At 46.5% G+C, this 23,859-nt stretch carries 22 protein-coding genes; 11 read left to right on the top strand and 11 right to left on the bottom strand.

From position 1 onward, the window contains the following. Positions 1-36: 36 nt before the first annotated feature. Positions 37-1,569 carry a DNA recombination protein RmuC gene (gene rmuC, locus BTO10_RS20465; protein WP_105025674.1) on the bottom strand — a complete coding sequence of 511 codons (1,533 nt, stop codon included), beginning with the start codon at positions 1,567-1,569 and terminating at the stop codon, positions 37-39. 138 nt (positions 1,570-1,707) lie between these two features. Between rmuC and BTO10_RS20460 the strand changes: the two genes are divergently transcribed. The 5 genes from BTO10_RS20460 to BTO10_RS20440 all read left to right on the top strand — a co-directional run bounded on the left by BTO10_RS20460 (position 1,708) and on the right by BTO10_RS20440 (position 5,645). Next, positions 1,708-2,589 carry a DMT family transporter gene (locus tag BTO10_RS20460; protein ID WP_105025673.1) on the top strand — a complete coding sequence of 294 codons (882 nt, stop codon included), beginning with the start codon at positions 1,708-1,710 and terminating at the stop codon, positions 2,587-2,589. 258 nt (positions 2,590-2,847) lie between these two features. Continuing rightward, the gene (locus BTO10_RS20455; protein WP_105025672.1) at positions 2,848-3,645 is read left to right on the top strand and encodes a substrate-binding domain-containing protein; all 798 of its coding nucleotides are present in this window, start codon (positions 2,848-2,850) and stop codon (positions 3,643-3,645) included. A 14-nt stretch (positions 3,646-3,659) separates the two neighbouring features. Beyond that, positions 3,660-4,367, top strand: coding sequence for a hypothetical protein (locus BTO10_RS20450; protein ID WP_105025671.1), 708 nt, complete (start codon positions 3,660-3,662; stop codon positions 4,365-4,367). Between the two features lie 10 nt (positions 4,368-4,377). Then, positions 4,378-4,899 carry an RNA polymerase sigma factor gene (locus BTO10_RS20445; protein ID WP_043883286.1) on the top strand — a complete coding sequence of 174 codons (522 nt, stop codon included), beginning with the start codon at positions 4,378-4,380 and terminating at the stop codon, positions 4,897-4,899. Beyond that, complete coding sequence (locus BTO10_RS20440; RefSeq protein WP_105025670.1) at positions 4,884-5,645, top strand: hypothetical protein; 762 nt, start codon at positions 4,884-4,886, stop codon at positions 5,643-5,645. Before BTO10_RS20445 ends, BTO10_RS20440 begins: the two co-directional genes overlap by 16 nt. A gap of 90 nt (positions 5,646-5,735) precedes the next feature. Here BTO10_RS20440 and BTO10_RS20435 read toward each other — a convergent pair whose 3' ends face one another. The 3 genes from BTO10_RS20435 to ftnA form a co-directional block, all read right to left on the bottom strand. Further along, the gene (locus BTO10_RS20435; RefSeq protein WP_105025781.1) at positions 5,736-6,929 is read right to left on the bottom strand and encodes a BaiN/RdsA family NAD(P)/FAD-dependent oxidoreductase; all 1,194 of its coding nucleotides are present in this window, start codon (positions 6,927-6,929) and stop codon (positions 5,736-5,738) included. Between the two features lie 229 nt (positions 6,930-7,158). Further along, complete coding sequence (gene uspB, locus BTO10_RS20430; RefSeq protein ID WP_004740961.1) at positions 7,159-7,482, bottom strand: universal stress protein UspB; 324 nt, start codon at positions 7,480-7,482, stop codon at positions 7,159-7,161. Positions 7,483-7,550: 68 nt separating this feature from the next. Then, a complete protein-coding gene (gene ftnA, locus BTO10_RS20425; protein ID WP_004740959.1) occupies positions 7,551-8,078 on the bottom strand; it encodes a non-heme ferritin in 528 nt (175 codons plus the stop codon). Between the two features lie 189 nt (positions 8,079-8,267). Between ftnA and uspA the strand changes: the two genes are divergently transcribed. Continuing rightward, positions 8,268-8,702: a universal stress protein UspA gene (uspA, locus tag BTO10_RS20420; protein ID WP_004740958.1), complete on the top strand. Its 435-nt coding sequence runs from the start codon at positions 8,268-8,270 to the stop codon at positions 8,700-8,702. A 52-nt stretch (positions 8,703-8,754) separates the two neighbouring features. Continuing rightward, positions 8,755-9,633, top strand: a complete 879-nt coding sequence (locus BTO10_RS20415) for a carboxylate/amino acid/amine transporter (RefSeq protein WP_105025669.1) — start codon at positions 8,755-8,757, stop codon at positions 9,631-9,633. Between the two features lie 117 nt (positions 9,634-9,750). Here BTO10_RS20415 and BTO10_RS20410 read toward each other — a convergent pair whose 3' ends face one another. The 3 genes from BTO10_RS20410 to BTO10_RS20400 all read right to left on the bottom strand — a co-directional run bounded on the left by BTO10_RS20410 (position 9,751) and on the right by BTO10_RS20400 (position 14,480). Beyond that, positions 9,751-10,317 carry a hypothetical protein gene (locus BTO10_RS20410; protein WP_004740954.1) on the bottom strand — a complete coding sequence of 189 codons (567 nt, stop codon included), beginning with the start codon at positions 10,315-10,317 and terminating at the stop codon, positions 9,751-9,753. Between the two features lie 121 nt (positions 10,318-10,438). Further along, on the bottom strand, positions 10,439-11,218 hold the full coding sequence (locus tag BTO10_RS20405) for a class I SAM-dependent methyltransferase (protein WP_061033086.1): 780 nt from the start codon (positions 11,216-11,218) through the stop codon (positions 10,439-10,441). Positions 11,219-11,357: 139 nt separating this feature from the next. Continuing rightward, positions 11,358-14,480: an EAL domain-containing protein gene (locus BTO10_RS20400; protein WP_105025780.1), complete on the bottom strand. Its 3,123-nt coding sequence runs from the start codon at positions 14,478-14,480 to the stop codon at positions 11,358-11,360. Positions 14,481-14,605: 125 nt separating this feature from the next. On the opposite strand from BTO10_RS20400, the gene asnC reads away from it, so the two are divergent. After that, entirely contained in the window at positions 14,606-15,070 is a 465-nt protein-coding gene (gene asnC, locus BTO10_RS20395) for a transcriptional regulator AsnC (protein ID WP_008218581.1), read from the top strand. A 68-nt stretch (positions 15,071-15,138) separates the two neighbouring features. Here the strand turns inward: asnC and prlC are convergent, their stop codons facing one another. Next, complete coding sequence (gene prlC, locus BTO10_RS20390) at positions 15,139-17,181, bottom strand: oligopeptidase A (protein WP_105025668.1); 2,043 nt, start codon at positions 17,179-17,181, stop codon at positions 15,139-15,141. A 278-nt stretch (positions 17,182-17,459) separates the two neighbouring features. On the opposite strand from prlC, the gene BTO10_RS20385 reads away from it, so the two are divergent. The 3 genes from BTO10_RS20385 (at position 17,460) to BTO10_RS20375 (ending at position 20,220) form a co-directional block, all read left to right on the top strand. Continuing rightward, positions 17,460-18,299, top strand: a complete 840-nt coding sequence (locus tag BTO10_RS20385) for a 23S rRNA (adenine(2030)-N(6))-methyltransferase RlmJ (RefSeq protein WP_004740945.1) — start codon at positions 17,460-17,462, stop codon at positions 18,297-18,299. A 187-nt stretch (positions 18,300-18,486) separates the two neighbouring features. Beyond that, on the top strand, positions 18,487-19,842 hold the full coding sequence (gorA, locus tag BTO10_RS20380) for a glutathione-disulfide reductase (protein ID WP_105025667.1): 1,356 nt from the start codon (positions 18,487-18,489) through the stop codon (positions 19,840-19,842). 126 nt (positions 19,843-19,968) lie between these two features. Then, positions 19,969-20,220: a DUF6482 family protein gene (locus BTO10_RS20375; protein WP_004740941.1), complete on the top strand. Its 252-nt coding sequence runs from the start codon at positions 19,969-19,971 to the stop codon at positions 20,218-20,220. Positions 20,221-20,285: 65 nt separating this feature from the next. Here BTO10_RS20375 and BTO10_RS20370 read toward each other — a convergent pair whose 3' ends face one another. The 3 genes from BTO10_RS20370 to BTO10_RS20360 all read right to left on the bottom strand — a co-directional run bounded on the left by BTO10_RS20370 (position 20,286) and on the right by BTO10_RS20360 (position 23,857). Then, positions 20,286-21,527: an NADH:ubiquinone reductase (Na(+)-transporting) subunit B gene (locus BTO10_RS20370; RefSeq protein WP_105025666.1), complete on the bottom strand. Its 1,242-nt coding sequence runs from the start codon at positions 21,525-21,527 to the stop codon at positions 20,286-20,288. 217 nt (positions 21,528-21,744) lie between these two features. After that, positions 21,745-22,731 (bottom strand): SPOR domain-containing protein, encoded by a 987-nt coding sequence (locus tag BTO10_RS20365; protein ID WP_105025665.1) that lies wholly within the window; start codon positions 22,729-22,731, stop codon positions 21,745-21,747. 187 nt (positions 22,732-22,918) lie between these two features. Then, positions 22,919-23,857, bottom strand: a complete 939-nt coding sequence (locus BTO10_RS20360) for an ABC transporter permease (RefSeq protein ID WP_004740935.1) — start codon at positions 23,855-23,857, stop codon at positions 22,919-22,921. Positions 23,858-23,859 lie beyond the last annotated feature (2 nt).

Raw genomic sequence — 23,859 nt, 5'->3', positions numbered from 1 at the left:
GACAGCACACTCTGTGTTTAGAGGCGCTGCGGCCGATTAGTTTACTTTATCCTCAGCGGGTTGTCTTTCTACTAAGGAGGCATTTTCTGAAAAAGCCTCATTTTGCGCCATTTCTGCCAAGCCAATAGAGATAGGTTTCTTCACCTCAACGCCCAATTGCTTGAAACTTTCAGCCTGACGAATCACGTTACCGCGACCTGTTGCTAACTTGTTCATGGCGCCTTGATAGCTTTGATTGGCTCTATCTAGCGAGCTACCAAGACCTTCCATGTCATCGACAAACAGGCGCAGTTTGTCGTAAAGCTTGCTTGCGCGCTCGGCAATCACCTGCGCGTTCTGGTTCTGTCTTTCATTGCGCCACAAATTATCAATGGTGCGCAGTGCCACCAGCAAAGTAGTAGGGCTGACTAAGATGATGTTTTGCTCCATCGCGTCTTTCACCAAGCTAGGGTCAGCTTGAATCGCGACTTGGAATGCAGGCTCAACTGGGATAAACATCAGCACGTAATCCAAGCTTTGGATGCCTTTGAGCTGATGATAATCCTTCTGGCTCAGGCCTTTGATGTGCGCTCTCAGTGAGACCAAATGATCACGCAATGCGACATCACGCTGCTGATCAGTTTCAGCATTGAAGTAGCGCTCAAACGCGACCAATGCCATTTTAGAATCCACCACCACTTGCTTATCTTGTGGCAAATGGACTATCACATCGGGCTGATAGCGCTTACCTGCATCATTCTGTAGGTTCACTTGCGTTTGGTACTCGTGCCCTTCTCGCAGGCCTGACTCCGCAAGCACACGAGCCAGCACCACTTCCCCCCAGTTACCTTGCTGTTTGTTGTCACCCTTGAGCGCCTGAGTCAGGTTAACCGCTTCGCGAGTCATATTTTCATTAAGGCGCTGCAGGTTTTTCAATTCATGTACTAAGGTATGACGCTCTTTGGCTTCTTGGCTAAAGCTATCGTTAACCTGCTTCTTAAAGCCTTCTAGTTGCTCTCTCAGCGGTGAGAGTAACCCTTCTAAACTCTGCTTGTTTTGTTGATCGACCTTAGCAGTTTTGGTTTCAAACAGCTGATTGGCAAGATGCTCGAACTGCTGCTTTAGGCGTGATTCAGCCTGCTCTAAGAGCTGCAGCTTTTCACTGTTAGCAAGGTTCTCTTGATCGTGCCTTGCTTCTTGCTCACGGAGTTCAGCCTCCAACTCCGACTTATGGTCTTTCAGTACGTTAATCTCATCGGCATACTGCTGTCGTTCTTGTTTGACCGCTTCGAAGTAGCGAAGCTTTTCCATCGCCGCCATCACCTTACCGTGTGCTTGTTTAAGCTCAAATGCGGCTTTGTCTCGCTCGTCATCCATTTCATCGAGCTCTTGCTGTGCCTCTGCCAAGGAGGATTTGAGCTGTGACTGCTGAGATTCATGCAACAAACGATCAGACTCAAGTTGCTGCTCGAGCAATCGCTGCTGAAAAGAGAGTTTCTGTTTAACCCACCAACCCACGACGCCGCCACTGACGAGTGCGCCAGAAATTGCAGCAATAAGCGTTGCCTGATGTTCGATAATCCATTGCATGATAATGATTTAGCCTAATTGGAAATAACTCATTAAATGGTATTTTGATACTGGATAAATGTCCAGTTTGCCGTATTAAAATTCGACAGATAGACTAAGCGCTCCGTATTCAGTCCCACCCAATTAGAATGAGTTGCCATGAACGAACGTCGTGCCTTGGGCTTTGGCCTTTCCGCAGTGCTGCTGTGGTCAACGGTCGCTACTGCTTTTAAGCTGACCCTTGCTGAGTTTTCACCTATTCAAATGCTGACCATTGCCAGCATTGTGTCGTCGACTGCGCTAATCGCGGTCTGCGCCTTTCAAGGTAAGCTTTCTCAGCTAAGCACAACATTCCTATCAAACCCTTGGTACTACCTACTGCTTGGTTTGGTTAACCCGCTGGCCTACTACCTGATTCTCTTCAAAGCATACGACCTGCTGCCAGCTTCTCAAGCTCAGGCCATCAACTACAGCTGGGCTATCACGCTAACGCTGATGGCAGCGGTTTTTCTGGGACAAAAGATTCGCAAGCAAGATTGGGTGGCTTGTACCTTCAGTTATGCGGGTGTGGTTGTAATTGCTACCAAAGGCGATGTACTGGGTATGCAGTTCGATAGCCCACTTGGTGTTGCGCTAGCACTGCTTTCAACCCTACTGTGGGCGGGCTACTGGATCCTTAACACCAAAAACAAGGCTGATCCTGTGGTTGGTGTACTACTTGGATTCTTAGTGGCGTTACCCTTCGCGATTGGTTTAACCATTTTCCAGGGCGAAAGCTTTAGCCAAATCACGGCGAAAGGTTGGATGGCGGTGACTTACGTTGGCTTGTTTGAGATGGGAATTACCTTTGTGTTGTGGCTATCGGCATTGAAGTTAACCAACAACACGGCACGCATCAGCAACCTGATTTTCGCCTCACCTTTTATCTCTTTGATGCTACTTTCCACCATTATCGGCGAAGAAATTCACCCATCAACCCTGTTTGGTTTAGTGCTGATTATTGCTGGTTTGGTGATTCAACAAATCAAAGTAAGTAAATAGATCAGGCTCATTATAAAACATCGCTTGCTAACCTCTTCTCTTGGTAAACATTGTTAGGTGCCTACCCTCTCAAGGCTGGCACCTAAAATCGCAAACTATCCACTTCTTTGCCCCTCAACTACACCCTCTATCTCATTGAGAAAAAATAAAATCACGACCTAAATAACAAGGCTGAACAAAAAAATTTACCTTTACTGCATCCAATCGGTGAGCTCTTGCGTCTCTTGTAAGCATTTTGAGTTTAGATTAGGAGAAAAGATGCAACTTAAACTAACTACTGTAGGCCTAAGCATACTGCTTGCGAACACTTCAGCACTCGCTTCACCCCAACTTGATTCAGACATCACCCATCAACCTCAAGATGGAGAAATCAATATCTATGGCCCAGGAGGCCCCGACACCGCGCTTCGTCATGCCGCAGAAGCTTTCAGTAAAAAAAGTAAGGTGACGGTAAACGTGATCGCTGGGCCTGAATCAAAGTGGACGAAAGATGCACAGAAAAATGCTGACTTAATCTTTGGATCCGCAGAACAATCCATGAGCGCTTTTGTTGAAACCTACCCCTTTATTACCGATCAAGATGTTGAGCCAGTGTACTTGCGCCGTGCAGTGATTGCGGTGCCAAAGGGGAACCCAAAAAATATCAACGGGATTAAAGACCTACTCGAAAAACCAGCGCGAATAGTCGTGACTGAAGGTCTAGGGGTTTACAACACTTCCGGTACAGGCGTTTGGGAAGATGTCGCAGGACGCACGGGTTCACTGGCTGACGTACAGAACTTTCGCAAAAAAATCATTGCTTACGCCAAAGGCAGCGGAGCAAGTTTCAAAGCTTTTCAACAACAAAAGGCTGATGCGTGGATCACTTGGATTCACTGGCCGCTCAACCATGCCGATAAAGTCGACTATGTAGAAATTGAGCCAGAAAGACGCATCTACCGAGATCTCACCCTAGCAAAGGCAAAAGGTGCAGATCCACAAACTCAAGCTTTCATTGATTTCGTTAACAGCAGTGAGGGAGAAACCTTTTTCACTCGCGAAGGTTGGACTCGTTAATAAGGAAAACGACTGTGAAAAAACTATTATTTTCAGCATTACTGGTCACCTCAACTAGTTTTGCTGCACCAACAATAACTACGTCAGTTGGAGAGGTATACACCGATGCCTCAGGCAAATCACTTTATACCTTTAGCAAAGATCCAGTTGGGAAATCTGTATGTACTGACCAATGTGAGAAGTTATGGCCGCCTGTTCTTGTAACCGCACAATCCAGCAAGCACTTCGGTACGCAAGCAGGCTTCAGCCAAATAACAAGAGAAGACGGCAACAAACAATGGGCTTTGAACGGAAAACCACTTTATCGCTGGCTTAAAGACTCTCAGAAAGGAGAGATCACAGGTGCGGGCATCAAAGGCGTTTGGCCACTAGCCCGAGCGGATGATGTAACCATCAGACTGTACAATGATGGTAAGCAACGTTATCTGGTCGATAGCCATAATAAGACTCTCTATACCTTTGATAAAGATAAGCCAAACCAATCCGTTTGCTACGATGATTGCGCCTCTAAGTGGCCACCTGCTCTTGTGGATACAGAGATAACTCAAAAGGGGATAGCAAATCTAAAGCTGACGGGAGGATTTGGTGTGACTCAGCGCAACGACGACTCATATCAATGGACATATCACAACAAACCGCTTTATCGTTGGATAAAAGACCAAAAGCCCGGCGACACTAGCGGGAATGGCGTAAAACAAGTCTGGCACATTGTAGAACAATAATGAGGAAAGCGTGAACACCGATAAACATAAGATAGGTTTACTGCTTTCCCAAGTAGCGCTTCGAGACCAAGCTGCGTTCGAAGCGCTATACCAGTTGACCAGTACCCGGCTTTTCAACGTTATCCTCGGCGTCGTTAAAGACGAACACGTTGCAGCAGATATACTTCAAGAGGGGTTCGTAAAGCTCTGGCACAACAACCAGCAATATCCAGTAAATCACCCTTGGGCTTGGTTATGCCAAAGTATGAGAAACCTCGCTATAGATGAAATTAGAAAGCGGAACAATCGAGGGGAAGAACAACTGGTAAAGCCCCCCGAAGAGGTCGCTCTCGAAGTAACATCTGATTCAGGAGCCAACTTATCATACTGCCTAAACTCGCTCGCTGAAGAAAAAAGGAATGCGATTATCTTGGCCTATCAGCACGGGATGAGTCATCAAGAGATCGTCCACCATGTGAGCACTCCACTTGGCACAGTGAAATCGTGGATTCGCCGAGGTTTACAGGAGCTAAAACGATGCCTAACCCATTAAAAAACGCACGTTATCAAAATCAAGAGCTAAGAGATAAACTCGCCGGCGAATACGTTCTGGGAACATTAACGCCACTCGTACGAAAGAGATTGGAAACCCTCATGCGATCAGATCCCACTTGGTGGGAACACATCGACCTTTGGCATCAGCATTTGTCTAGCTTAACCCCAGCAGTCGACATGGCACATTCTGAAGGCAACTTGAAACCTCCGCCACGCCAAGTATGGAAAAACATCGCATCCCAAACAATCAAACCATCGAAGCAAACTCAAACTATGCGTTGGTGGTGGCTCCCTATTAGCATGGCTTTTTCTCTGCTCATAGGGTTGTCGCTACAACCTTTTGTATTACCAACCTCGCAACCAACAGAAATCGCACAGGTGCGCCCTATTAGTTACTTAGCCATGATGTCTTCTGAGAGCCAAAAAGACCATTTTGCTTTGGTCGCCTATCAAGGAGAAAAGCCCGGGCAATCAAGCATCCGCATGCAGCGAAATCGTGCGATGGCGAAAGTACCTATGGATAGAGCAATGGTGTGGATGAGAGATGGAAATACCGGTGAGCTCAAACTCATTGATAGCCTAGAAAATGTAAATAACGTCCGCTATATGTCGCCAACTGAGTGGCAAACGCTTAAAAGCAGTTCTGAACTGCTAGTGACCGCTAATCGCGACCCAAACAGTGAGATTTTATATCGAGGGCGTTGTGTTGAACTAAGCGACCCACCAACAAGCAAAGCATCATAAGCTCTTAGCTTTCGGCAAAGTCTAATACGGTATTGAACAGCAGCGATGGTCGTCATTATGAGTCCATCGCTGTTGCGGAGAAATTGTTAACTACACCCACTGACCAGCAGTAAAGCCTGAGCTCCAACACCATTGGAAGTTGTAACCACCAAGCCAGCCCGTTACGTCCATCACCTCACCAACGAAGAACAAGCCTTTGATGTTCTTACATTCCATGGTTTTTGAAGATAGATGATCGGTATCAACGCCACCAAGAGTAACTTCCGCCGTACGGTAGCCTTCTGTGCCATTTGGTGCGATTTTCCAGTTTTCTAGATGCTCAACAATGCCATTAAGCTGCTTTTCGTTGAACTGCTTAAGCGGTTTGTCTTCCAGCTCTTTACGGTCAATCAACACCTCAACAAAACGCTTCGGTAATACTTTTGCTAGTGTGTTCTTTAAGCTCTGGTTTGGATGCTTCTCACGAGAGTTGGCCAGCAATTCAGTCACATCAGCTTCTGGTACTAGGTTAATTGAAACTGACTGACCCGCTTTCCAGAACGAAGAGATTTGCAGTACCGATGGACCAGATAGACCGCGATGCGTAAACAGCAGCGCTTCTTTAAATAAGGTCCCATCTTGCGCTGTGATCTCCGCAGGAATCGCGATACCAGAAAGCTCTGCGAAATCTTCTTTATCTTCTTTATGCAACGTAAACGGCACTAAACCTGCTGTAGTCGGCATGACGGACAAACCAAATTGCTCTGCAATCTTATAGCCAAATGGCGTTGCGCCCAGCTTAGGCATAGACAAACCACCAGTCGCTACCACCAGTGAATCACATTCAACTTGGTCGGTATTGAGGTGCATCTTGAAGCCAGAGTCGGTCTTTTCGATAGAGTGAACGTCACAGCGGTAGCGTTGCTCAACTTTCGCTTGCTGACATTCTTCAAGCAGCATGCTCACGATATCTTTTGCTGTGTGGTCATTCACACAAAATAGCTGACCGTGATCGCGCTCTTCAAACTCAATGCCGTACTTGCTCACCATAGAGATGAAATCCCAGTTGGTGTATTGAGACAGAGCCGATTTGACGAAGTGGCGGTTTTTACACAGGAAGTTATTCGCAGACACATCGTAGTTGGTGAAGTTACAACGGCCACCACCTGAGATTAAAATTTTTCTGCCTGGTTTTTTCGCATGATCAACCACCAGCACTCGTCGGCCACGTTTACCAGCTTCCGCGGCACACATTAAGCCTGCGGCGCCCGCACCAATCACGATTACATCAAATTTTTCACTCATTGCGGTTCTGCTTTCTTCACTTTGCACCTTGAGAGCGCCCTGTTCTCAAAATGCCATCAATAAAAAAGGATGTGCATTAACAGCACATCCTTACTAATTGCTCGCTATTTTAGCGGCAATTTTAAACTTTGCAATTGGTGTTCCACCATTCAAACTTCGTATACTGGCTAGTGTTTTACAAAGTCCAACGAGAGAATAACCGACACTCTAAGCGCACTCGCTGATTTACCTAGACGATAAACGCGGCCACTAACGTCACACCAAGCAAAACCGAAGAAAGTATGAATAGCTCTCTTACTCGATCACATTTAGAAGTAAAAACCTCGTCATGATGATGGTGGTATTCTTTGCTTTTGATGTAACTAAACAAGCGAACTTGCTTGGTCATATTGCCATGAGTTGTGAAGAACCCGCCTCCGTCTACTTGTTGATAAAGTAGAGGATGTGCTTCTCGCATAATATAAATAAGCGTTCGTAGCGCCGTAAAATAACGCGCCCAGTTCACGCAAGTCACAACCATTAGTGCAAATAGAATAGTGTCGCCGCTGATCATCCTTTCCTCCCTACATCTTCAAAGGAAAACTCAAAAGAAAAAGATAATCAGAGTCTTTTTCTTACAGCCTAGGCTGCAGGAGCATCCATGATTGAAGATGAACCATCTTTTGCCAATTGCGCTAGGTCTTTATCAATAAAGAACAGTGCTTTACCGTCTTCACCAACAAGCTCTAGCTTATCCAATACACCTTTAAACAACTTCTCTTCTTCGTGTTGCTCTGCAACGTACCATTGCAGGAAGTTAAAGGTTGAGTAGTCTTGTGTGCTGAAAGCAACGTGAGCCAGCTTATTGATCTTTTCAGTAATCATCTGCTCGTGCTCGTAGGTTTCGCGGAATACTGCGCCAAGGCTTTCAAATTCATGTTTCGGGGCTTCGATCGCACCTAAAATTGGCATTGCACCTGTCTCACTTACGTAAGTGAAGAGACGCTGCATGTGTTCCATTTCTTCTACCGCATGAGCACGCAGAAACTCTGCTGCACCTTCAAATCCTTTGTCTTCACACCAAGCACTCATTTGTAAGTATAGATTGGATGAGAAAAATTCTAGATTAATTTGCTCGTTCAGTTGCTCAACCATAGTTTGTGACAGCATTTAAGACTCCTAAGTACATCCTCAATTTTCTCTACTATATCACTATTTTATTAATTTCTCGCTGACCATTAGTTAGCCGATATTTCGAACCTTCACTACGCAAGACGATGGATATGAGATCACTTCAGCAAAAAAAGGCATCGCATAGTGCTAATCTTTAATCAGACAATGAATAAAGGAGGTAGCGATATGAGTTACAAACATATTTTGGTCGCAGTCGATTTATCAGATGACAGCAAATTAATTGTGGATAAAGCGGTAGCATTGGCAAAGCCATTAGAAGCCAAAGTCTCTTTTATCCATATCGATATTAACTATGCCGAGCTCTATACCGGGCTGATTGACATCAACATGGCAGAAACCCAACACAACGCGATGGAAGCGTCTCGTATTCAGCTACAAAACTTTGCTGAACATGCTCAATACCCGATCACTCACACGCTTGTGGGTAGCGGCGATTTGAGCCATGAGTTGTGCGATACCATCACTGAGTACAACGTTGATTTAGTGGTGTGTGGTCACCATCAAGACTTTTGGAGCAAACTGCTCTCTTCTACACGACAACTGATCAATGCCACTCCGGTTGATATGCTGGTCGTGCCTCTAAGAGATTCAGAAGACTAATGATTTAAGGTTAGGTAACATACAGCTCATCTCTTAATAACGAAGTTTTACTATGAGCTATTTAGCTGGTGTTACCCTCCTATGGGCCTTCTCTTTTAGCCTGATTGGCGTCTACCTTGCTGGTCAGGTTGATTCTTGGTTCTCTGTTCTGATGCGTGTTGCTCTAGCAGGTATCGTCTTTCTTCCTTTCCTGAAGTTTCGTGGAATCCCTGGTAAGTTAATCGCTAAATTGATGGCGATTGGTGGTATTCAGCTTGGCCTGATGTACTGCTTCTACTATCAATCTTTCTTGCTGCTATCCGTACCGGAAGTGCTGCTATTTACCGTCTTTACTCCAATCTATGTCACTCTGATTTATGACTTCCTCAAAGGACAATTTTCACCTTGGTACTTAGTCACGGCTGCGATTGCGGTATTGGGCGCAGTATTCATTAAGTTCGCCGGAATTAACGACAACTTTTTGGTTGGCTTCCTTGTCGTGCAAGGTGCAAACCTCTGCTTTGCGATTGGTCAGGTGGGCTACAAAGTGGTGATGGAGAAGGAGTCGACAGAGCTTCCTCAACATACGGTATTTGGCTATTTCTACCTAGGCGCTCTGTGCGTGGCTTCGGTTGCGTTCATGCTTCTAGGCAACCCTGAGAAACTACCAACCACTGCACTTCAATGGGGAATCCTTATCTACCTAGGCTTAATTGCTTCTGGGTTGGGTTACTTTATGTGGAACAAAGGCGCATGCATGGTAAACGCAGGTGCACTTGCTGTAATGAACAACGTGTTGGTACCTGCAGGTCTAGTCGTAAACATCCTGATCTGGAACCGAGACGTTGATTTGGTACGACTATCGATTGGCGGCGGGGTTATCTTGCTTTCTCTCATCGTGAATGAGACGTGGGTGAAAAAGCGTGTGGCGAGATCGGCGGCCAACGCCTAACAAATTTTTATGCGCCAGCGCGGCCAAGTTCTCTTCGGAGACAAAAAGCAAAAGAGCGACCTAAGGTCGCTCTTTTTAGATCTGGCTAACGTGTTGAATAATGTTCAACAGTTGGTGTTAGTGAATATGATTCACAACCACAGCCTGGTTTTCAGTGAAAGCTACATCATCAAGTCGTAAGTTGATGCGTTCCAATTCACTTTCCAGTTTCTGGCTTTTCTTAAACAGCTTTTGCTGCTTCTTAATCATCTTCGCCAGCTTCTTATTGTATTTCTCTTGTTTCTTAGCCGCTTTCTTCGCTCGCTTCAGTTCTGATTTCTCATCACCACTCGCGTTAGCGATGCGTTTTTTCAGTTTGGCTTTTTTCGGTGACGCTTGTTTGTCTGCGTCTCCAAGAGCAACGGCTGGGTCAAACATCTGTACTGATGAGTCAGGCATCTCTGCCAAGGTGACTTCAGGCTTTGGTAGCGTTTCGGCTAACAGACCACAAGCCGCCTTCTCTTCAGCTGGCTTATTCTGACAACCGAGCGGTGGAATTGCTGTTGGTTTACATAGGTTCGCTTCGTCCGCCGATGAACGTGCACAAGAGCGGCACACAAACTTAGGTTCAGTAACCAAGCTGTGGATCTCGCCTAGGTGTTCGGTAATGTCTCGACGGTTTAACTTACAAAAGCGTTTAGCCATGCTACAACTCCAGCTAAGAATGATAATGATTCTTAGTTAGATATACATCCGTAACGCGACTATCGCAAGTGTTAAATGGCAATTTATCGTATTTATGACGGGAAATTTTCTTAGCGCATCGCTAAGTCATTGATGCCTTCACATACACGTCAAAACGGTTCTTTTTGGTTTCGATCGCCATACTCGGTTTTTGCTCATCTAACCAAGCCGCATAATCGGGTCTTTTGACCACAACTCGCTTTGATGCGAGCTTCATTGCAGGCGCTAATAGCGCATCAGCATCTAAGTCTGCACCGACCAAAGATTGGAATACGCGCATCTCTTTTTTAACTAGAGCCGATTTCTTTTTGTTCTCAGGGTGTGGGTACATTGGGTCTAGATAGACCACATCCGGTTGCTCAAAGTTAGGATCATCGCTGAGCTTATCCAGCGCATCATGACTTGAAGCATGAATCAACTTCATACGCTCGCTAACCCAGCCACCGATATCAGGGTCTTGCTGTGCACGCTGTAATCCATCATCAAGCAGCGCTGCAACAACAGGGTGACGCTCGACCATCTGCACCTTGCAACCTAGGGAAGCCAGTACAAATGCATCGCGCCCTAGGCCAGCCGTACCATCAAGAATGGTTGGCGTAGCGCCTTTATTTAAACCTGCCGCCTTGGCGATAGCTTGGCCTTTGCCACCACCAAACTTACGTCGATGACCAACCGCGCCGCCAACTAGATCAACGAAGATAGCGCCTAGTTTGGGCTCGTCTACTTTGCGCAGCTCAAGTCGCTCGCTAGTCAGCACCAAAGCAAATTCGCTGTTTTCATCGTGAGATAAATTCCAACGAGTCGCTAAGTCATTCAGATGATCGATTTGGGTAGCATCTTCGCAAATCAGTTGTAGTTGCAAGGTCGTCTCCAACAGACAGTAGTATTCAAAACAAAAGAGGCAACCAGTTTACCTGATTGCCTCAACAATACATATTGGCGGTGCAAACTATTAGCACTGAAAGTCACGAGATTAAAACAAGGCTGTACACAAGGCCTAGTTAGTTTGCGTTTTCTAGCGCTCGTTCTTGCTGAAGCTCATCAACCAGTTCAGCAAGCGGCTTAGGTCGGCCAATGATATAACCTTGTGCATAGTTCACTCCGAGCTCAATCAGCTTGTCGATGATCTGGGTGTTTTCAACGAACTCAGCCACTGTGTGCTTCCCCATCTGCTTGGCTAGATCATTGATAGAACGAACCATCACATGGTCCATCTCATTGACATCAATATCACGCACGAACAAACCATCGATCTTAACGATGTCGACTGGTAGCTTCTTCAAGTAACCAAACGACGATAACCCAGACCCGAAATCATCGAGCGCAATCATGCAGCCAAGGTCTTTGATTCGAGTGAAGAACTTGATCGCCTGTTTCATGTTGCTCATCGCCGCTGTTTCGGTGATCTCTAAGCAGATCTTATGACACGGAATCGACGAGTTACTCAAGCTTTCAATCAGGAACTCAACAAACTCTCGATTGCCCATCGAGTGACCAGAAAGGTTGATAGAACACATCCCTAAGTCATCAATCAGATGTGGGCGTTGCTCTAACCAACTCAATGTCTGACCGATCACTTGGCGGTCAATTAAATGCGCGATGTTGTAGCGCTCGGAAGCAGGCATGAAGATCCCCGGAGAGATGTATTCCCCATCCACATTCTTAATGCGCACCAAGATCTCGAAGTGCATTTTATCGCTGTCTTCATCTAAGCCAAGAATACGCTGCGCAAACAGTTCCAGGCGATCATTGGCTAGGGCTTCATGCACTAGGTTAACGCATTCCATCTCTAGATGACGTCGAAGTAAATCTTCATCATCTTGATGGTAAAGGTGATAGCGGTTACGTCCTTCCTCTTTAGCAGCATGACACGCCGCGTCTGCCTGAGCATGCACCATTTGTGGCGTTGCGGCAGTATGGTCGATCAATCGAATACCGATAGAGCAGGTTAAGTTAAGTCGGATGTCATCCCACAAGAATGGATTGTCGCCCATCATCGAGATGATACTGCGACACACATTCACCGCGTCTCTCTCAGTACAGTCTTTGATGAGTACCGCAAACTCGTCTCCACCCATACGCGCCAATACCGCATTGTATGGCAGTACCTCTTCCAATAACTGCGCGCTAAACAAGATCGCAGCATCGCCCGCTTCATGCCCTGCGGTATCGTTCAGTACTTTCAGCTGGTCTAGGTCTAAGAACAGCATTGCGTGGGTGCGCATGTGGCTCTCAACCTCTTTGAGTGCCTTCTGTAGCTCTTGCTCAAAGTGGTTACGGTTAAAGGTATCAGTCAGCAGATCATAACGTGCCTGATACTCCAACTTTTCAGAAAGCTCATGTGTCTCAGTGATGTCCTCGCCCACAATCAACAGCTGATCAGACTCCACCAGCGGACGGATATTTTCTCGAATCCAAATCGTGCTGCCATCGGCATGACGATACTCAATATCACGACGCCATACACCGCGAACCTTGTGCTGTGGCTGCAACAAGATATGACGTGGAATCATCGCGTTTTCATCGACATAGAACTCTCTAGGACGGTGACCTAAAAGTTCATCCAGTGGGTAACCAAGCAGCTCTTCGGCAAATTGGTTCACTTGTTGGATGCGATTATTACCGTCCAAAGTAATCATCATCACCGGTTGTTTGTCGTAATAGAGTTTTAGGTTCGCTTCACGCTGGAACAGCTTGTTCTCAGCCAACTTACGTGAAGTGACATCGCGCGCCTCAAATAAGAACTGAATATCGCCTTCTTCACTGCCCGGCATCGGCTTCAGTGAGATATCCAATACCATGGCACCGCGATCTCGGCACCAAACCTCAGCTTCAAAGCGTAAAGATGGGTGATCATCTCGCTCAACAAAATACTCTTTCAACACCTCACTGGCAGAGTCTTCCCAGTGCTGATGTTCTTGCAAAGGTGTTCCTAGCTTATAGCCCTGATTGTAGAGCAGCTCATGCAGCTTGCTATTACTCGACAGCAACACACCGCCTTTATCGATAATGCCCATAAACTGAAGGCTCTGGTCGAATATCGACTCCAACAGTCGTTGGCTTTGACGGCTTGCTCGTTCGCTCTTCTTGAGACGATTGAGGTAATACACCAAGGTGGCGATCACGCATGACATACCAAGGAACATTAAACCTATGGTGCGAATTTCATCGCGATAGCGCATCAGAAAAGGCTTAGGCTTGTTAAGGAACGTTACTGCAGCTTCGTTCTCTGCACCCAAATCCCAACGCGATATTTGTTGATAGTCGAGTTTAATCTCCGGAGCACCAGCGACCACAGGAGGCAACGGTTCATTAGGGTTCGCCAACACCTGCAACAAAACACGACCAGTGTTACGCCCTTGAGTTTCACCGCTTTGAATCACACCGCCAATGGCCCCAAAACCTAGGCCTAAGTCGTGCACCATATACAGTGGCATTTGCGTTTTAATGTTCAGCTGACGCCAGTCTTCATCACTACTCACATCACCTTTAGCGTCTCGGTAATACGCCCAAAACAGCAAGCTTTTCCCTAAGTCTGCACGCTGCGAAAAAGTCGTCAGTTCTTGGTATGAGTCTGGAACATAGTGTTCAATTAAATCTGCAAAGTTAGGATTTTTTTCAATGAATAGATCTATTTGCGCGCGAATGGCCTCACCAGTCACCGAGTGATCGGTCACCATGTAGACCTTTTTCACGGTCGCCTGGAGACGCTTAATCAGTTCGATGTTGCCAACCAGATCGATGTCTTCAGTGATGCCCGTGGCGTTCAAACCTTCGATCATTTTTGGAGAGAAGTGGTTGATGCCACCAAAGATAACCGGGGTTCCATCGAGATCCGACGCTAGGCGCTTCATCAGATTAAGAGCGTTGTTATCACTCACCACAACCGCTGCAAACTCTTCGTGCATTAATTTGGTGTGATAAAGCTGGTAAACGCGCTCGAGGTATTCAGGGTTTTGAGTGCGTTTGCTGTCGAGATAAACGACGCGGTAAGACAACCCGTCGCGATCGAGTTCTTCGGACAACCCTTTATGGAAATCATCAGTCCAAAAGAAGCCTTGATGGTAGGAGTGGATCACCAATACATCTTTTGTCTGCGCCGAAGCCAATACGCTCCAACACATCGCAATAAATAACACCCAAAATCGCACTGAATTCACCCTAACATCATTGTTGCTGCTAATATTATCACCCTTGGCTATGATATGTACTCTAGCCGATATATTTTCATTAAATCTAAGGGTTAAGCATGTCCACAACTACCGCTCGTCTCGATGACCTAGACCGTGCCATTCTGAAAACCTTAATGGAAGATGCTCGTACGCCTTACGCCGAGATGGCCAAGCAGTTTGACGTAAGCCCTGCGACTATTCACGTCCGTATCGAGAAAATGAGATCGGCCGACATTATTGAGCGCACCGAAGTGGTGGTAAACACGAAAAAGCTAGGTTACGACGTATGTTGCTTTATTGGCATCAACCTGAATGCAGCCAAAGATTACCACTCGGCAATCGCTAAACTGAATGCCCTAGATGAGGTGGTTGAAGCCTACTACACCACTGGTGCCTACAATATTTTCGTTAAGTTGATGTGTAAATCGATTGAAGAGCTGCAGTTCGTTTTGATCGATAAGTTGCAGGCAATTGATGAGGTGCAATCGACCGAGACGCTAATCTCACTGCAAAACCCAATCAATCGTAATGTGAACCCATAATCGATTGATAAGCCGATACAAAAAGAGCCTCACAAGGAGGCTCTTTTTACATTCTGACCAGCACAATATTACGCGCTGATACCTGCATGGCGCAGCATCGCGTCGATTTGAGGCTCACGACCACGGAAGCGTTTGAACAGCTCCATTGGCTCTTCACTGCCACCCATTTCTAGGATGTTATTCAGGAAGCGATTACCCGTTTCAGTGTTGAAGATACCCTCTTCTTCAAATGCTGAGAACGCATCTGCCGATAGCACTTCAGCCCATAGGTAGCTGTAGTAACCCGCGCTGTAACCACCAGCGAAGATGTGGCTGAAGCTGTGTGAGAAACGGTTCCAATCAAGGCTTGGTAGTACCGCCACTTTAGATTTCACATCAGCCAGTGTTTCAAGTACGCGCGCACCAACTTCTGGATCGTAAGTAGTGTGTAGCGTAAAGTCGAACAGACCGAACTCTAGCTGGCGTAAAATGAACATCGCTGATTGGAAGTTCTTCGCCGCTAGCATCTTCTCTAGCATCTCTTTTGGTAAAGCTTCACCTGTTTCGAAGTGACCAGAAATGAATGCTAGTGCTTCTTCTTCCCAACACCAGTTTTCTAGGAACTGACTTGGCAACTCAACTGCATCCCAAGGCACACCATTGATACCTGCAACCGCGCCTGCTTCTACTTGAGTCAGCATATGGTGGATACCATGGCCAAACTCGTGGAACAGAGTCACAACTTCATCGTGGGTAAACAACGCCGGCTTGTCGCCAACCGGTTTATTGAAGTTACACGTCAGGTAAGCGACTGGCGTTTGTAGTTCACCAGCAGCGGTAATACGACGACCACGGCAGTCGTCCATCCATGCTCCGCCACGCTTGTGTTCACGAGCGTACAAATCTAGGTAGAAGCTACCACGCAATGTGTTATTAGAATCAAAGATATCAAAGAAGCGTACCGACTCATGCCATGTGTCGACGCCTTCACGCTCTTTCACTGTCATACCGAATACACGATTCAGTACTTCAAACAGACCCGATACCGCTTTCGATTCAGGGAAGTAAGGGCGCAGCTCTTCATCTGAGATTTGGAATAGGTGCTGTTTCTGTTTTTCGCTGTAGTAAGGGATATCCCAAAGCTCTAGCTCAGACACACCAAACTCTTTTTCAGCGAACTGGCGCAGCTCTTCCACTTCACGCTCACCTTGAGGCTTCGCTTTCACCGCTAAATCATTCAAGAAGCCCAGAACCTGATCTGGCGTCTCTGCCATTTTGGTTGCCAGAGATTTCTCGCTGTAAGTGCCAAAGCCAAGCATACGTGCGATCTCATGACGCAATTTAAGCTGCTCGGTGATGATCTCTGTGTTGTCCCACTTACCAGCGTTTGGACCACGGTCTGAAGCGCGAGTAACGTAAGCTTCGTACAGCTCTTTACGCAGCTCTTGGTTATCACAGTAAGTCATTACTGGTAGGTACGATGGGATATCTAAAGTCAGTAGGTAACCTTCTTGCTCTTTAGCCTCTGCCGCCGCTTTTGCCGCAGCCAGTGCTGATTCAGGCATGCCTGCCAATTCAGCAACATCAGTCACCTGCTTGCTCCAACCCATGGTTGCATCAAGTACATTGTTTGAGAATTGAGAGCCCAGCTCAGACTGACGCTTGCTGATCTCACCATAGCGGTGCTGCTCGTCAGCGGGTAAACCAATGCCTGATAGTTCGAAATCACGCAGTGCATCGGTAATGGTTTTTTGTTGAGCACGATTTAATCCAGAGAACGCTTCGCTCGCCTTGATCGCTTTATACGCTTCAAACAGACCTTTGTGTTGACCAACCCAGGTGCCGTACTCAGACAGCAGAGGTAAACAGCTTTCATACGCTTCACGCAGCTCGTCGCTGTTCACAACCGAGTTCATGTGGCTTACTGGTGACCAAACACGGCCTAAACGATCATCCACTTCTTCAATTGGAGCAACTAAGTTGTCCCAGCTTGGTGAAGTATTACCTTCAAGTACTTGTTCTATCTTGTTGCGACACGCTTCAATCACTTGCTCAACCGCTGGCTTAACATGCTCAGGTTTGATTTGTGAAAACGAAGGTAAGTCCGTGAAGGTTAATAGCGGATTAGACATATAAACATTCCTTTGGCGTTAGAGACTTTCGTCTTTTTTGTAATGAGGTCGTCTTACAGTCATCAGGCTAAGCAGCGCCCTAAAAAATCACCTGCGAATAGTTATTAAATAGTGCCCATAAAGGCAAATTTCAATAGTAGAACCAATAACTAACTGCAGATAGCTGACGACTGTCCCTGAATTGTTCGAGAATTTATGGTCCATTGAGGGTTATAATAATCAGATTAACCCACCTACACTAACCACACTCTAAAACGAGAGTGTTACGAGAGTTTAATTTGTTAAGTTATCGCCACAGCTTCCACGCAGGTAACCATGCCGACGTAGTAAAGCATATCGTACAGAGCCTTATTCTTAATTCTTTGAAACAGAAGGATAAGCCTTTTGTTTACCATGACACTCACTCTGGTGTAGGTCGTTACGACTTAACGCATGAATGGTCTGAAAAAACCGGTGAATACAAACAAGGTATCGCTCGCGTCTGGGAACAGCAAAATCTTCCTGAAGACATTCAAAGCTACCTTGAGTCTATCTCAACGCTAAACAACGGTGACAAGCTTCGCTACTACCCAGGCTCGCCACGTGTTGCACGTGCCCACCTACGTGACCAGGACCGCATGGTACTGACCGAGCTTCACCCAGCTGACCACCCGCTGCTTGAGCAAGAGTTCCACCGTGATCGTCAGGTATCGATCTACAAAGAAGATGGCTTTAAGCGTCTAAAAGCAAGCCTGCCGCCCAAAGAGCGCCGCGGCTTAGTACTGATCGACCCACCGTACGAGCTTGCAAAAGAGTACCGTGATGTAGTGACAGCTATTGCTCAAAGCCATAAGCGCTGGGCAACGGGTATCTACGCAATTTGGTACCCAGTAGTGAACCGTTGTGACATCGAAGACATGATCGAAGGCTTAGAAAGCTTGGGCATCAACAAGATTCTACAGATCGAGCTTGGTGTATCACCAGACACCAACGAGCGTGGCATGACAGCATCAGGCATGATTGTTATCAACCCACCCTGGAAACTAGAAAGCCAAATGAACGAGATTCTTCCATTCTTGAAGGAAGCAATTGCTCCAGCAACCGGTCACTACAAAGTAGAGTGGATCGTACCTGAGTAACCTCGATACCACATTGAAGCTCAAAGAGCAGTCAAAAGACTGTGATGTGGACGAATAAATTTAAAACAGGGAGATTGAGTTCAACCAATCTGCCCTCAATATAATAATTAGACAATTTTAGAATCTATAGGACGTAGGTATCCAGTGTGCTCACTGTGACTACAACCCTCAATAAATGGAGAAAGTAATGGCGACTCATTTTGATTACATCTGTATCGGTGGCGGCAGCGGCGGCATCGCATCAGCAAACCGCGCGGCAATGCACGGTGCAAAAGTTGCACTTATCGAAGCTCAGGACCTTGGTGGTACTTGTGTAAACGTTGGTTGTGTTCCTAAAAAGGTAATGTGGCACGGCGCTCAAGTCGCTGAAGCGATCAACCTATACTCTGAAGACTACGGCTTTGATGTTGAAGTGAAGAATTTCAACTGGAGCAAACTGATTGAGAACCGCCAAGCGTACATCGGTCGTATCCACCAATCTTACGATCGCGTACTTGGTAACAACAAAGTAAACGTAATCAAAGGTTTTGCTAAATTCGTTGACGAAAAGACGGTTGAAGTAAACGGTGTACACTACACAGCTGATCACATCCTGATCGCGGTAGGTGGTCGTCCAACGATTCCAAACATCCCAGGTGCAGAATACGGCATCGATTCAAATGGCTTCTTCGAGCTAATGGAGCAACCAAAACGCGTTGCGGTTATCGGTGCAGGCTACATCGCAGTTGAGATCGCAGGCGTACTAAGCGCACTTGGTACAGAAACACACCTATTCTGCCGTAAAGAGTCTCCGCTACGTAGCTTCGACCCAATGATCGTTGAGACGTTAGTTGAGGTAATGGAAGCAGAAGGTCCAACACTTCACACGCACTCTGTGCCTAAAGAAGTAGTGAAAGAAGCGGACGGCACACTGACTCTACACCTAGAGAATGGCAACACTCAAAACGTTGACCACCTAATCTGGGCTATCGGCCGTCACCCAGCGACTGACGCTATCAACCTAGCATCAACGGGCGTGGAGACAAACGACCGTGGCTACATCAAGGTAGACGAATTCCAAGCGACTAACGTTCCTGGCATCTACTGTGTGGGTGACATCATGGAAGGCGGTATCGAGCTAACTCCTGTAGCGGTTAAAGCAGGTCGTCAGCTTTCTGAGCGCCTATTCAACGGCCAAACTAACGCGAAAATGGACTACAACCTAGTTCCTACTGTTGTATTCAGCCACCCACCTATCGGCACAATCGGTCTAACGACTCAAGAAGCTGAAGAGAAGTACGGTAAAGACAATATCAAGGTTTATACATCAGGCTTCACTGCGATGTACACAGCCGTAACCAAGCACCGTCAACCTTGTAAGATGAAACTAGTATGTGCTGGCGAAGAAGAGACTGTCGTTGGTCTACACGGCATCGGCTTCACGGTTGATGAGATGATTCAAGGCTTCGGCGTTGCAATGAAGATGGGCGCAACCAAAGCAGACTTCGACTCTGTTGTGGCAATTCACCCAACAGGCAGCGAAGAATTCGTTACTATGCGTTAATCAACACCTTTATTTGATACTTTTAAAAAGCAGTCCTTGGGACTGCTTTTTTTATGCCCGCTTTGAACCTTGGTTCTCGATTCGACGTAACACAAATATCCACCTAACTAGAAAATGGAGTTTGTGATGAATCTACTAATTGAATCATTTGAAGGCGGAATTTACTTAGCTTACCAAGTCGTTGGCGAGCAAAAGCGATTAATTAAAGACGACCACCAGCACCCGATGAAATTTTTGAGTGTCAACCAAGCGCGTGACCACTTTAGTGATCAAGGCATATCGTCAGCAACGCTGATACATAACAGCGCTTACGATGAGATGTGTGGTGAGCACTGTGGTAGTACACAACCATTCGAGATTGATTTGAAGTGGAGTTGAATGGCTTTTATGTTTCTTTATCAATAGAAAGGCTTGCACATCGGCAAGCCTTTTTCTTTGGTAGATTAACGCGCCATGCGTTTTTGCCTACGCTTAATATTCTGTTCTTTCACCATGAAATCAAATAACGGAGCAAACAGGTTCGCAAACAAGATTGCGAGCATGATGCCCTCTGGATAGGCAGGGTTGAGTACTCGAATACCGACCGTCATTACGCCAATCAGGAGCCCGTAGGCCCATTTACTATTATTAGTGAACGCTGCAGATACAGGATCGGTAGCCATGAAGAAGGTACCAAACGCGACGCCACCTAATACAAAGTGCCAGTAAAACGGCATCGAAAACATTGAGTTAGTATCCGATCCAATCCAGTTCAATAGACTCGACGTCACTACAAGACCAACAATCACACCAGCCACAATACGCCAAGACGCTATCTTCATGACAATCAGAATCACACCGGTCAGCATAATAAGCAGTGAAGACACTTCGCCCATCGAGCCTGGAATGTTTCCGATGAAGGCATCCATCCAAGTAATTGCCTCACCTGTCATGTTATTGACAAGCGATGATCCACCACCTTCATACCATTGGCTGAGCGGTGTCGCTCCTGAATAGCCGTCAGCGGCAACCCATACCAAGCCACCGGACATGTTGGCAGGGTAAGCAAAGTAAAGAAACGCTCGCCCCGCCAGTGCAGGATTGAGGAAGTTTCGCCCTGTGCCACCGAACAACTCCTTGGCAACGACAATACCAAAGGTGATACCTAAAGCGGCTTGCCACAGCGGGATGGTTGGCGGAAGAATAAGTGCAAACAATACCGAACTAACAAAAAAGCCTTCATTCACCTCGTGTTTTCGCACAACGGCAAACAAAACTTCCCAGAATCCCCCGACCACAAATACGGTGGCATAAACAGGTAAGAAGTAGAGCGCTCCCAAAAACATCTGGCTTCCCCAGCCGCTTGCTACTAACGACTGTGTATCACCAAACGCCCACGATAGGCGCCAACTACTATCGATGATAGAAGCCAGCTCGGCACCGGAATAGGTAGCCGTTAACCCCATCACGGATTGATGGCCTACGTTGTACATCCCCCAAAACATCGCGGGGAAAGTGGCCAACCACACCAGAATCATAATCCGTTTTAGGTCAATACTATCTCGGACATGAGTTATACCTCGGTTCACATTCCCTGGCGTGTAAAATATGGTCGCAAATGCCTCATACACTGGGTAGAGCTTTTCGTACTTCCCCCCAGCTTCGAAGCTAGGAGCCACATCTTCTAATCGTTTTTTCAAACTCATAATCTCAATCACCTTGTTGCTGAGTTATGGTTTTCTACGCATCAACTGCACTATTTGAGCAATTTTTAGTGCTTTTTGATCAAATTCATTTGAAGGTGTCTGCCATCGGCTATCTATATGTCGCTTAACAACGTGTCCTAGCCTCTGAATTACAAGGTCTAAAAACAACAAAGCCCCAGCAATCGCTGAGGCTTAAGTAAGGTTTCAATCCGACGAGTTACTTCACACACATCACGTTAAGTAGTGAAGAGCCTTTGAGTTGGTTTACGTTACCATTGGTGAACAGGCCTTTCTTATCCGCTCCCCAATAAGGTAGGTGCATTGGCCAATTCTGGTTTTCCATCACTCTTGAGCCGAGGATGCTCTGCCATTGCTTTTCAGTCATCAGCTTCATGTTGATCTTATTACATACCAGCTCTGCACTACCATAATCCAAACGACTCCAAGGCTTACCTTGCTCCATGTAGAACTGCTGCTCATGGTCTAGCAAGTAAGGGATCGCATATTGGCTACCGGCAACATTTGCCGTCACGCGAACTTCAATTTCTAGATCGTTATCTGAATTCTTGCCACCACTTGGCAGTGCCTGAATGGCAGCCGCACTCGTCACTGCTGCCGCTGGCTTGGCTGCTACGGGTTTCGCCGCAGGCTTAGTTGCAGGTTTTACAGGCGCCTTAACCGGTGTCGGTTTTGCTGCTTTAGGCTCGGCTGCTTTAGGCTCGGCCGCTTTTGCCACGATAGGTTGTGATGAGGTCTGCGACTTATCAACCATACGAATAAAGGCTTCGCCATAACCTTGCACCTTACGAACCTGAGCTAGATCTTTTCTCGCATCTGAAAATGTAGAGTAAGGACCAATCAAACAACGATAATCACCACCCTCAGGTTTCATCCATACGTTGGTCGAAATTTTGCCGTAAAGAGGTTTTGCTTGGCTCAGTGACAAAGGCTTGTTCAGCAGGCCACATTGAACCCAAAACAGCTCATTATCTGAATGACGCTTAGGCGCTTTATTACCCCAAACACCCTTACCGATCGGACATGATTGCTCTAGCTGTGGTAATTGATTAGTACTTGCCTGAGTAGCATCACATAAAACCGATTCTGCATTGACTTGGCTCGATACCAAGAGGGATGCAGCAATAAGCCCAATACGATAATTTCTAATCACAGCGCGACATACATCATTCATTGTCAATTTCATAACCACCACTTAAACCCTCACGGGTTAATTGTTACCGAATTAATGTCGATAAAACACGAATTCCATTTTAAGTATTATTGACACTATCAATGATACTTAGTTCAAGATCCATTAAGCAAAAAAAGAGCCGTAATTGCTTACGGCTCTTAGTTTAGTGATTTTTTTTACTAAAAATCAAACCAAGCTATCACCCTTTATAAATTTTAGGGTTAAACACGTCACGTAACCAGTCACCCAGTAGGTTGATCACCAGTACTAGCGTCACCAATACGACACCAGGGAAGGCTGTAATCCACCACGCACCAGAGAAAATGTAGTTAAAACCAGTACTGATTAGTGCACCTAGTGACGGTTGGTCTACCGGTAGGCCCAAACCTAGGAAAGAAAGTGCCGCTTCTGACATGATGGCATTTGCCACCTGTACCGTAGAGATAACCAAAATTGGCGATAAACAGTTTGGTAGAATATGACGGAACATGATGCGCGGAGCTCTGAAGCCCATCACGCGTGCTGCTTCTACATACTCTTTCTTCTTCTCAGCCAATACCGATGCACGAATCGTACGAGCATACTGCGGCCATTCAGCAATACCGATGATCACCACCAGCATCACTACCGCATATTGCGCGTAGAAGTCACTACCGAAGCTCGCCTTAAAGATAGCCGAGACAATGATCGCAACCATCATGGTGGAGAACGAGAGCTGAACATCAGCAAAACGCATCAAGAAGCTATCGATACGACCACCGAAGTAACCCGCAGATAGACCAATGATGATACCTAGGGTCAGCTGTAGACCAACGGCTAGGAAACCAATCGTCAGTGATAAGCGAGAACCGTAAAGCATGGTCGATAGAATGTCACGACCCTGTTCATCCGTACCCAGTAGGAAACGCTCTTCGCCATCTTCCATCCAAGACGGTGGTAGCTCAGAGTCCATGATGTCGATAGACGTCACGTCATACGGGTCTGTTGGCGCTAGAACAGGTGCCGCCAATGCCATCACTAAGAAAGCAGTGAAAACAGCAAAGCTGAACATTGCCACTTTGTCACGCAAGAAGTAGTACAAAATGTCTGACTGCTTAAATCGCTCCCAACGAGATGGAGCTGTTGTTGTTTGTTCCATGA

It is taken from the genome of Vibrio chagasii (assembly GCF_002954585.1).
Taxonomy (GTDB): Bacteria; Pseudomonadota; Gammaproteobacteria; order Enterobacterales; family Vibrionaceae; genus Vibrio; species Vibrio chagasii_A.
This window is presented reverse-complemented; position numbering and strand designations above follow the sequence as displayed.

What these genes read in the sequence shown, in the direction of transcription:
- BTO10_RS20455 (WP_105025672.1), top strand. Translation starts at nt 2,848, where the DNA reads ATGCAACTTAAACTAACTACTGTAGGCCTAAGCATACTGCTTGCGAAC.
- BTO10_RS20375 (WP_004740941.1), top strand. Translation starts at nt 19,969, where the DNA reads ATGAATCTACTAATTGAATCATTTGAAGGCGGAATTTACTTAGCTTAC.
- BTO10_RS20415 (WP_105025669.1), top strand. Translation starts at nt 8,755, where the DNA reads ATGAGCTATTTAGCTGGTGTTACCCTCCTATGGGCCTTCTCTTTTAGC.
- BTO10_RS20410 (WP_004740954.1), bottom strand. Translation starts at nt 10,317, where the DNA reads ATGGCTAAACGCTTTTGTAAGTTAAACCGTCGAGACATTACCGAACAC.
- asnC (WP_008218581.1), top strand. Translation starts at nt 14,606, where the DNA reads ATGTCCACAACTACCGCTCGTCTCGATGACCTAGACCGTGCCATTCTG.
- BTO10_RS20370 (WP_105025666.1), bottom strand. Translation starts at nt 21,527, where the DNA reads ATGAGTTTGAAAAAACGATTAGAAGATGTGGCTCCTAGCTTCGAAGCT.
- ftnA (WP_004740959.1), bottom strand. Translation starts at nt 8,078, where the DNA reads ATGCTGTCACAAACTATGGTTGAGCAACTGAACGAGCAAATTAATCTA.
- BTO10_RS20440 (WP_105025670.1), top strand. Translation starts at nt 4,884, where the DNA reads ATGCCTAACCCATTAAAAAACGCACGTTATCAAAATCAAGAGCTAAGA.
- BTO10_RS20360 (WP_004740935.1), bottom strand. Translation starts at nt 23,857, where the DNA reads ATGGAACAAACAACAACAGCTCCATCTCGTTGGGAGCGATTTAAGCAG.
- uspB (WP_004740961.1), bottom strand. Translation starts at nt 7,482, where the DNA reads ATGATCAGCGGCGACACTATTCTATTTGCACTAATGGTTGTGACTTGC.
- BTO10_RS20435 (WP_105025781.1), bottom strand. Translation starts at nt 6,929, where the DNA reads ATGAGTGAAAAATTTGATGTAATCGTGATTGGTGCGGGCGCCGCAGGC.
- uspA (WP_004740958.1), top strand. Translation starts at nt 8,268, where the DNA reads ATGAGTTACAAACATATTTTGGTCGCAGTCGATTTATCAGATGACAGC.
- BTO10_RS20460 (WP_105025673.1), top strand. Translation starts at nt 1,708, where the DNA reads ATGAACGAACGTCGTGCCTTGGGCTTTGGCCTTTCCGCAGTGCTGCTG.
- BTO10_RS20400 (WP_105025780.1), bottom strand. Translation starts at nt 14,480, where the DNA reads ATGTGTTGGAGCGTATTGGCTTCGGCGCAGACAAAAGATGTATTGGTG.
- prlC (WP_105025668.1), bottom strand. Translation starts at nt 17,181, where the DNA reads ATGTCTAATCCGCTATTAACCTTCACGGACTTACCTTCGTTTTCACAA.
- BTO10_RS20365 (WP_105025665.1), bottom strand. Translation starts at nt 22,731, where the DNA reads ATGAAATTGACAATGAATGATGTATGTCGCGCTGTGATTAGAAATTAT.
- gorA (WP_105025667.1), top strand. Translation starts at nt 18,487, where the DNA reads ATGGCGACTCATTTTGATTACATCTGTATCGGTGGCGGCAGCGGCGGC.
- rmuC (WP_105025674.1), bottom strand. Translation starts at nt 1,569, where the DNA reads ATGCAATGGATTATCGAACATCAGGCAACGCTTATTGCTGCAATTTCT.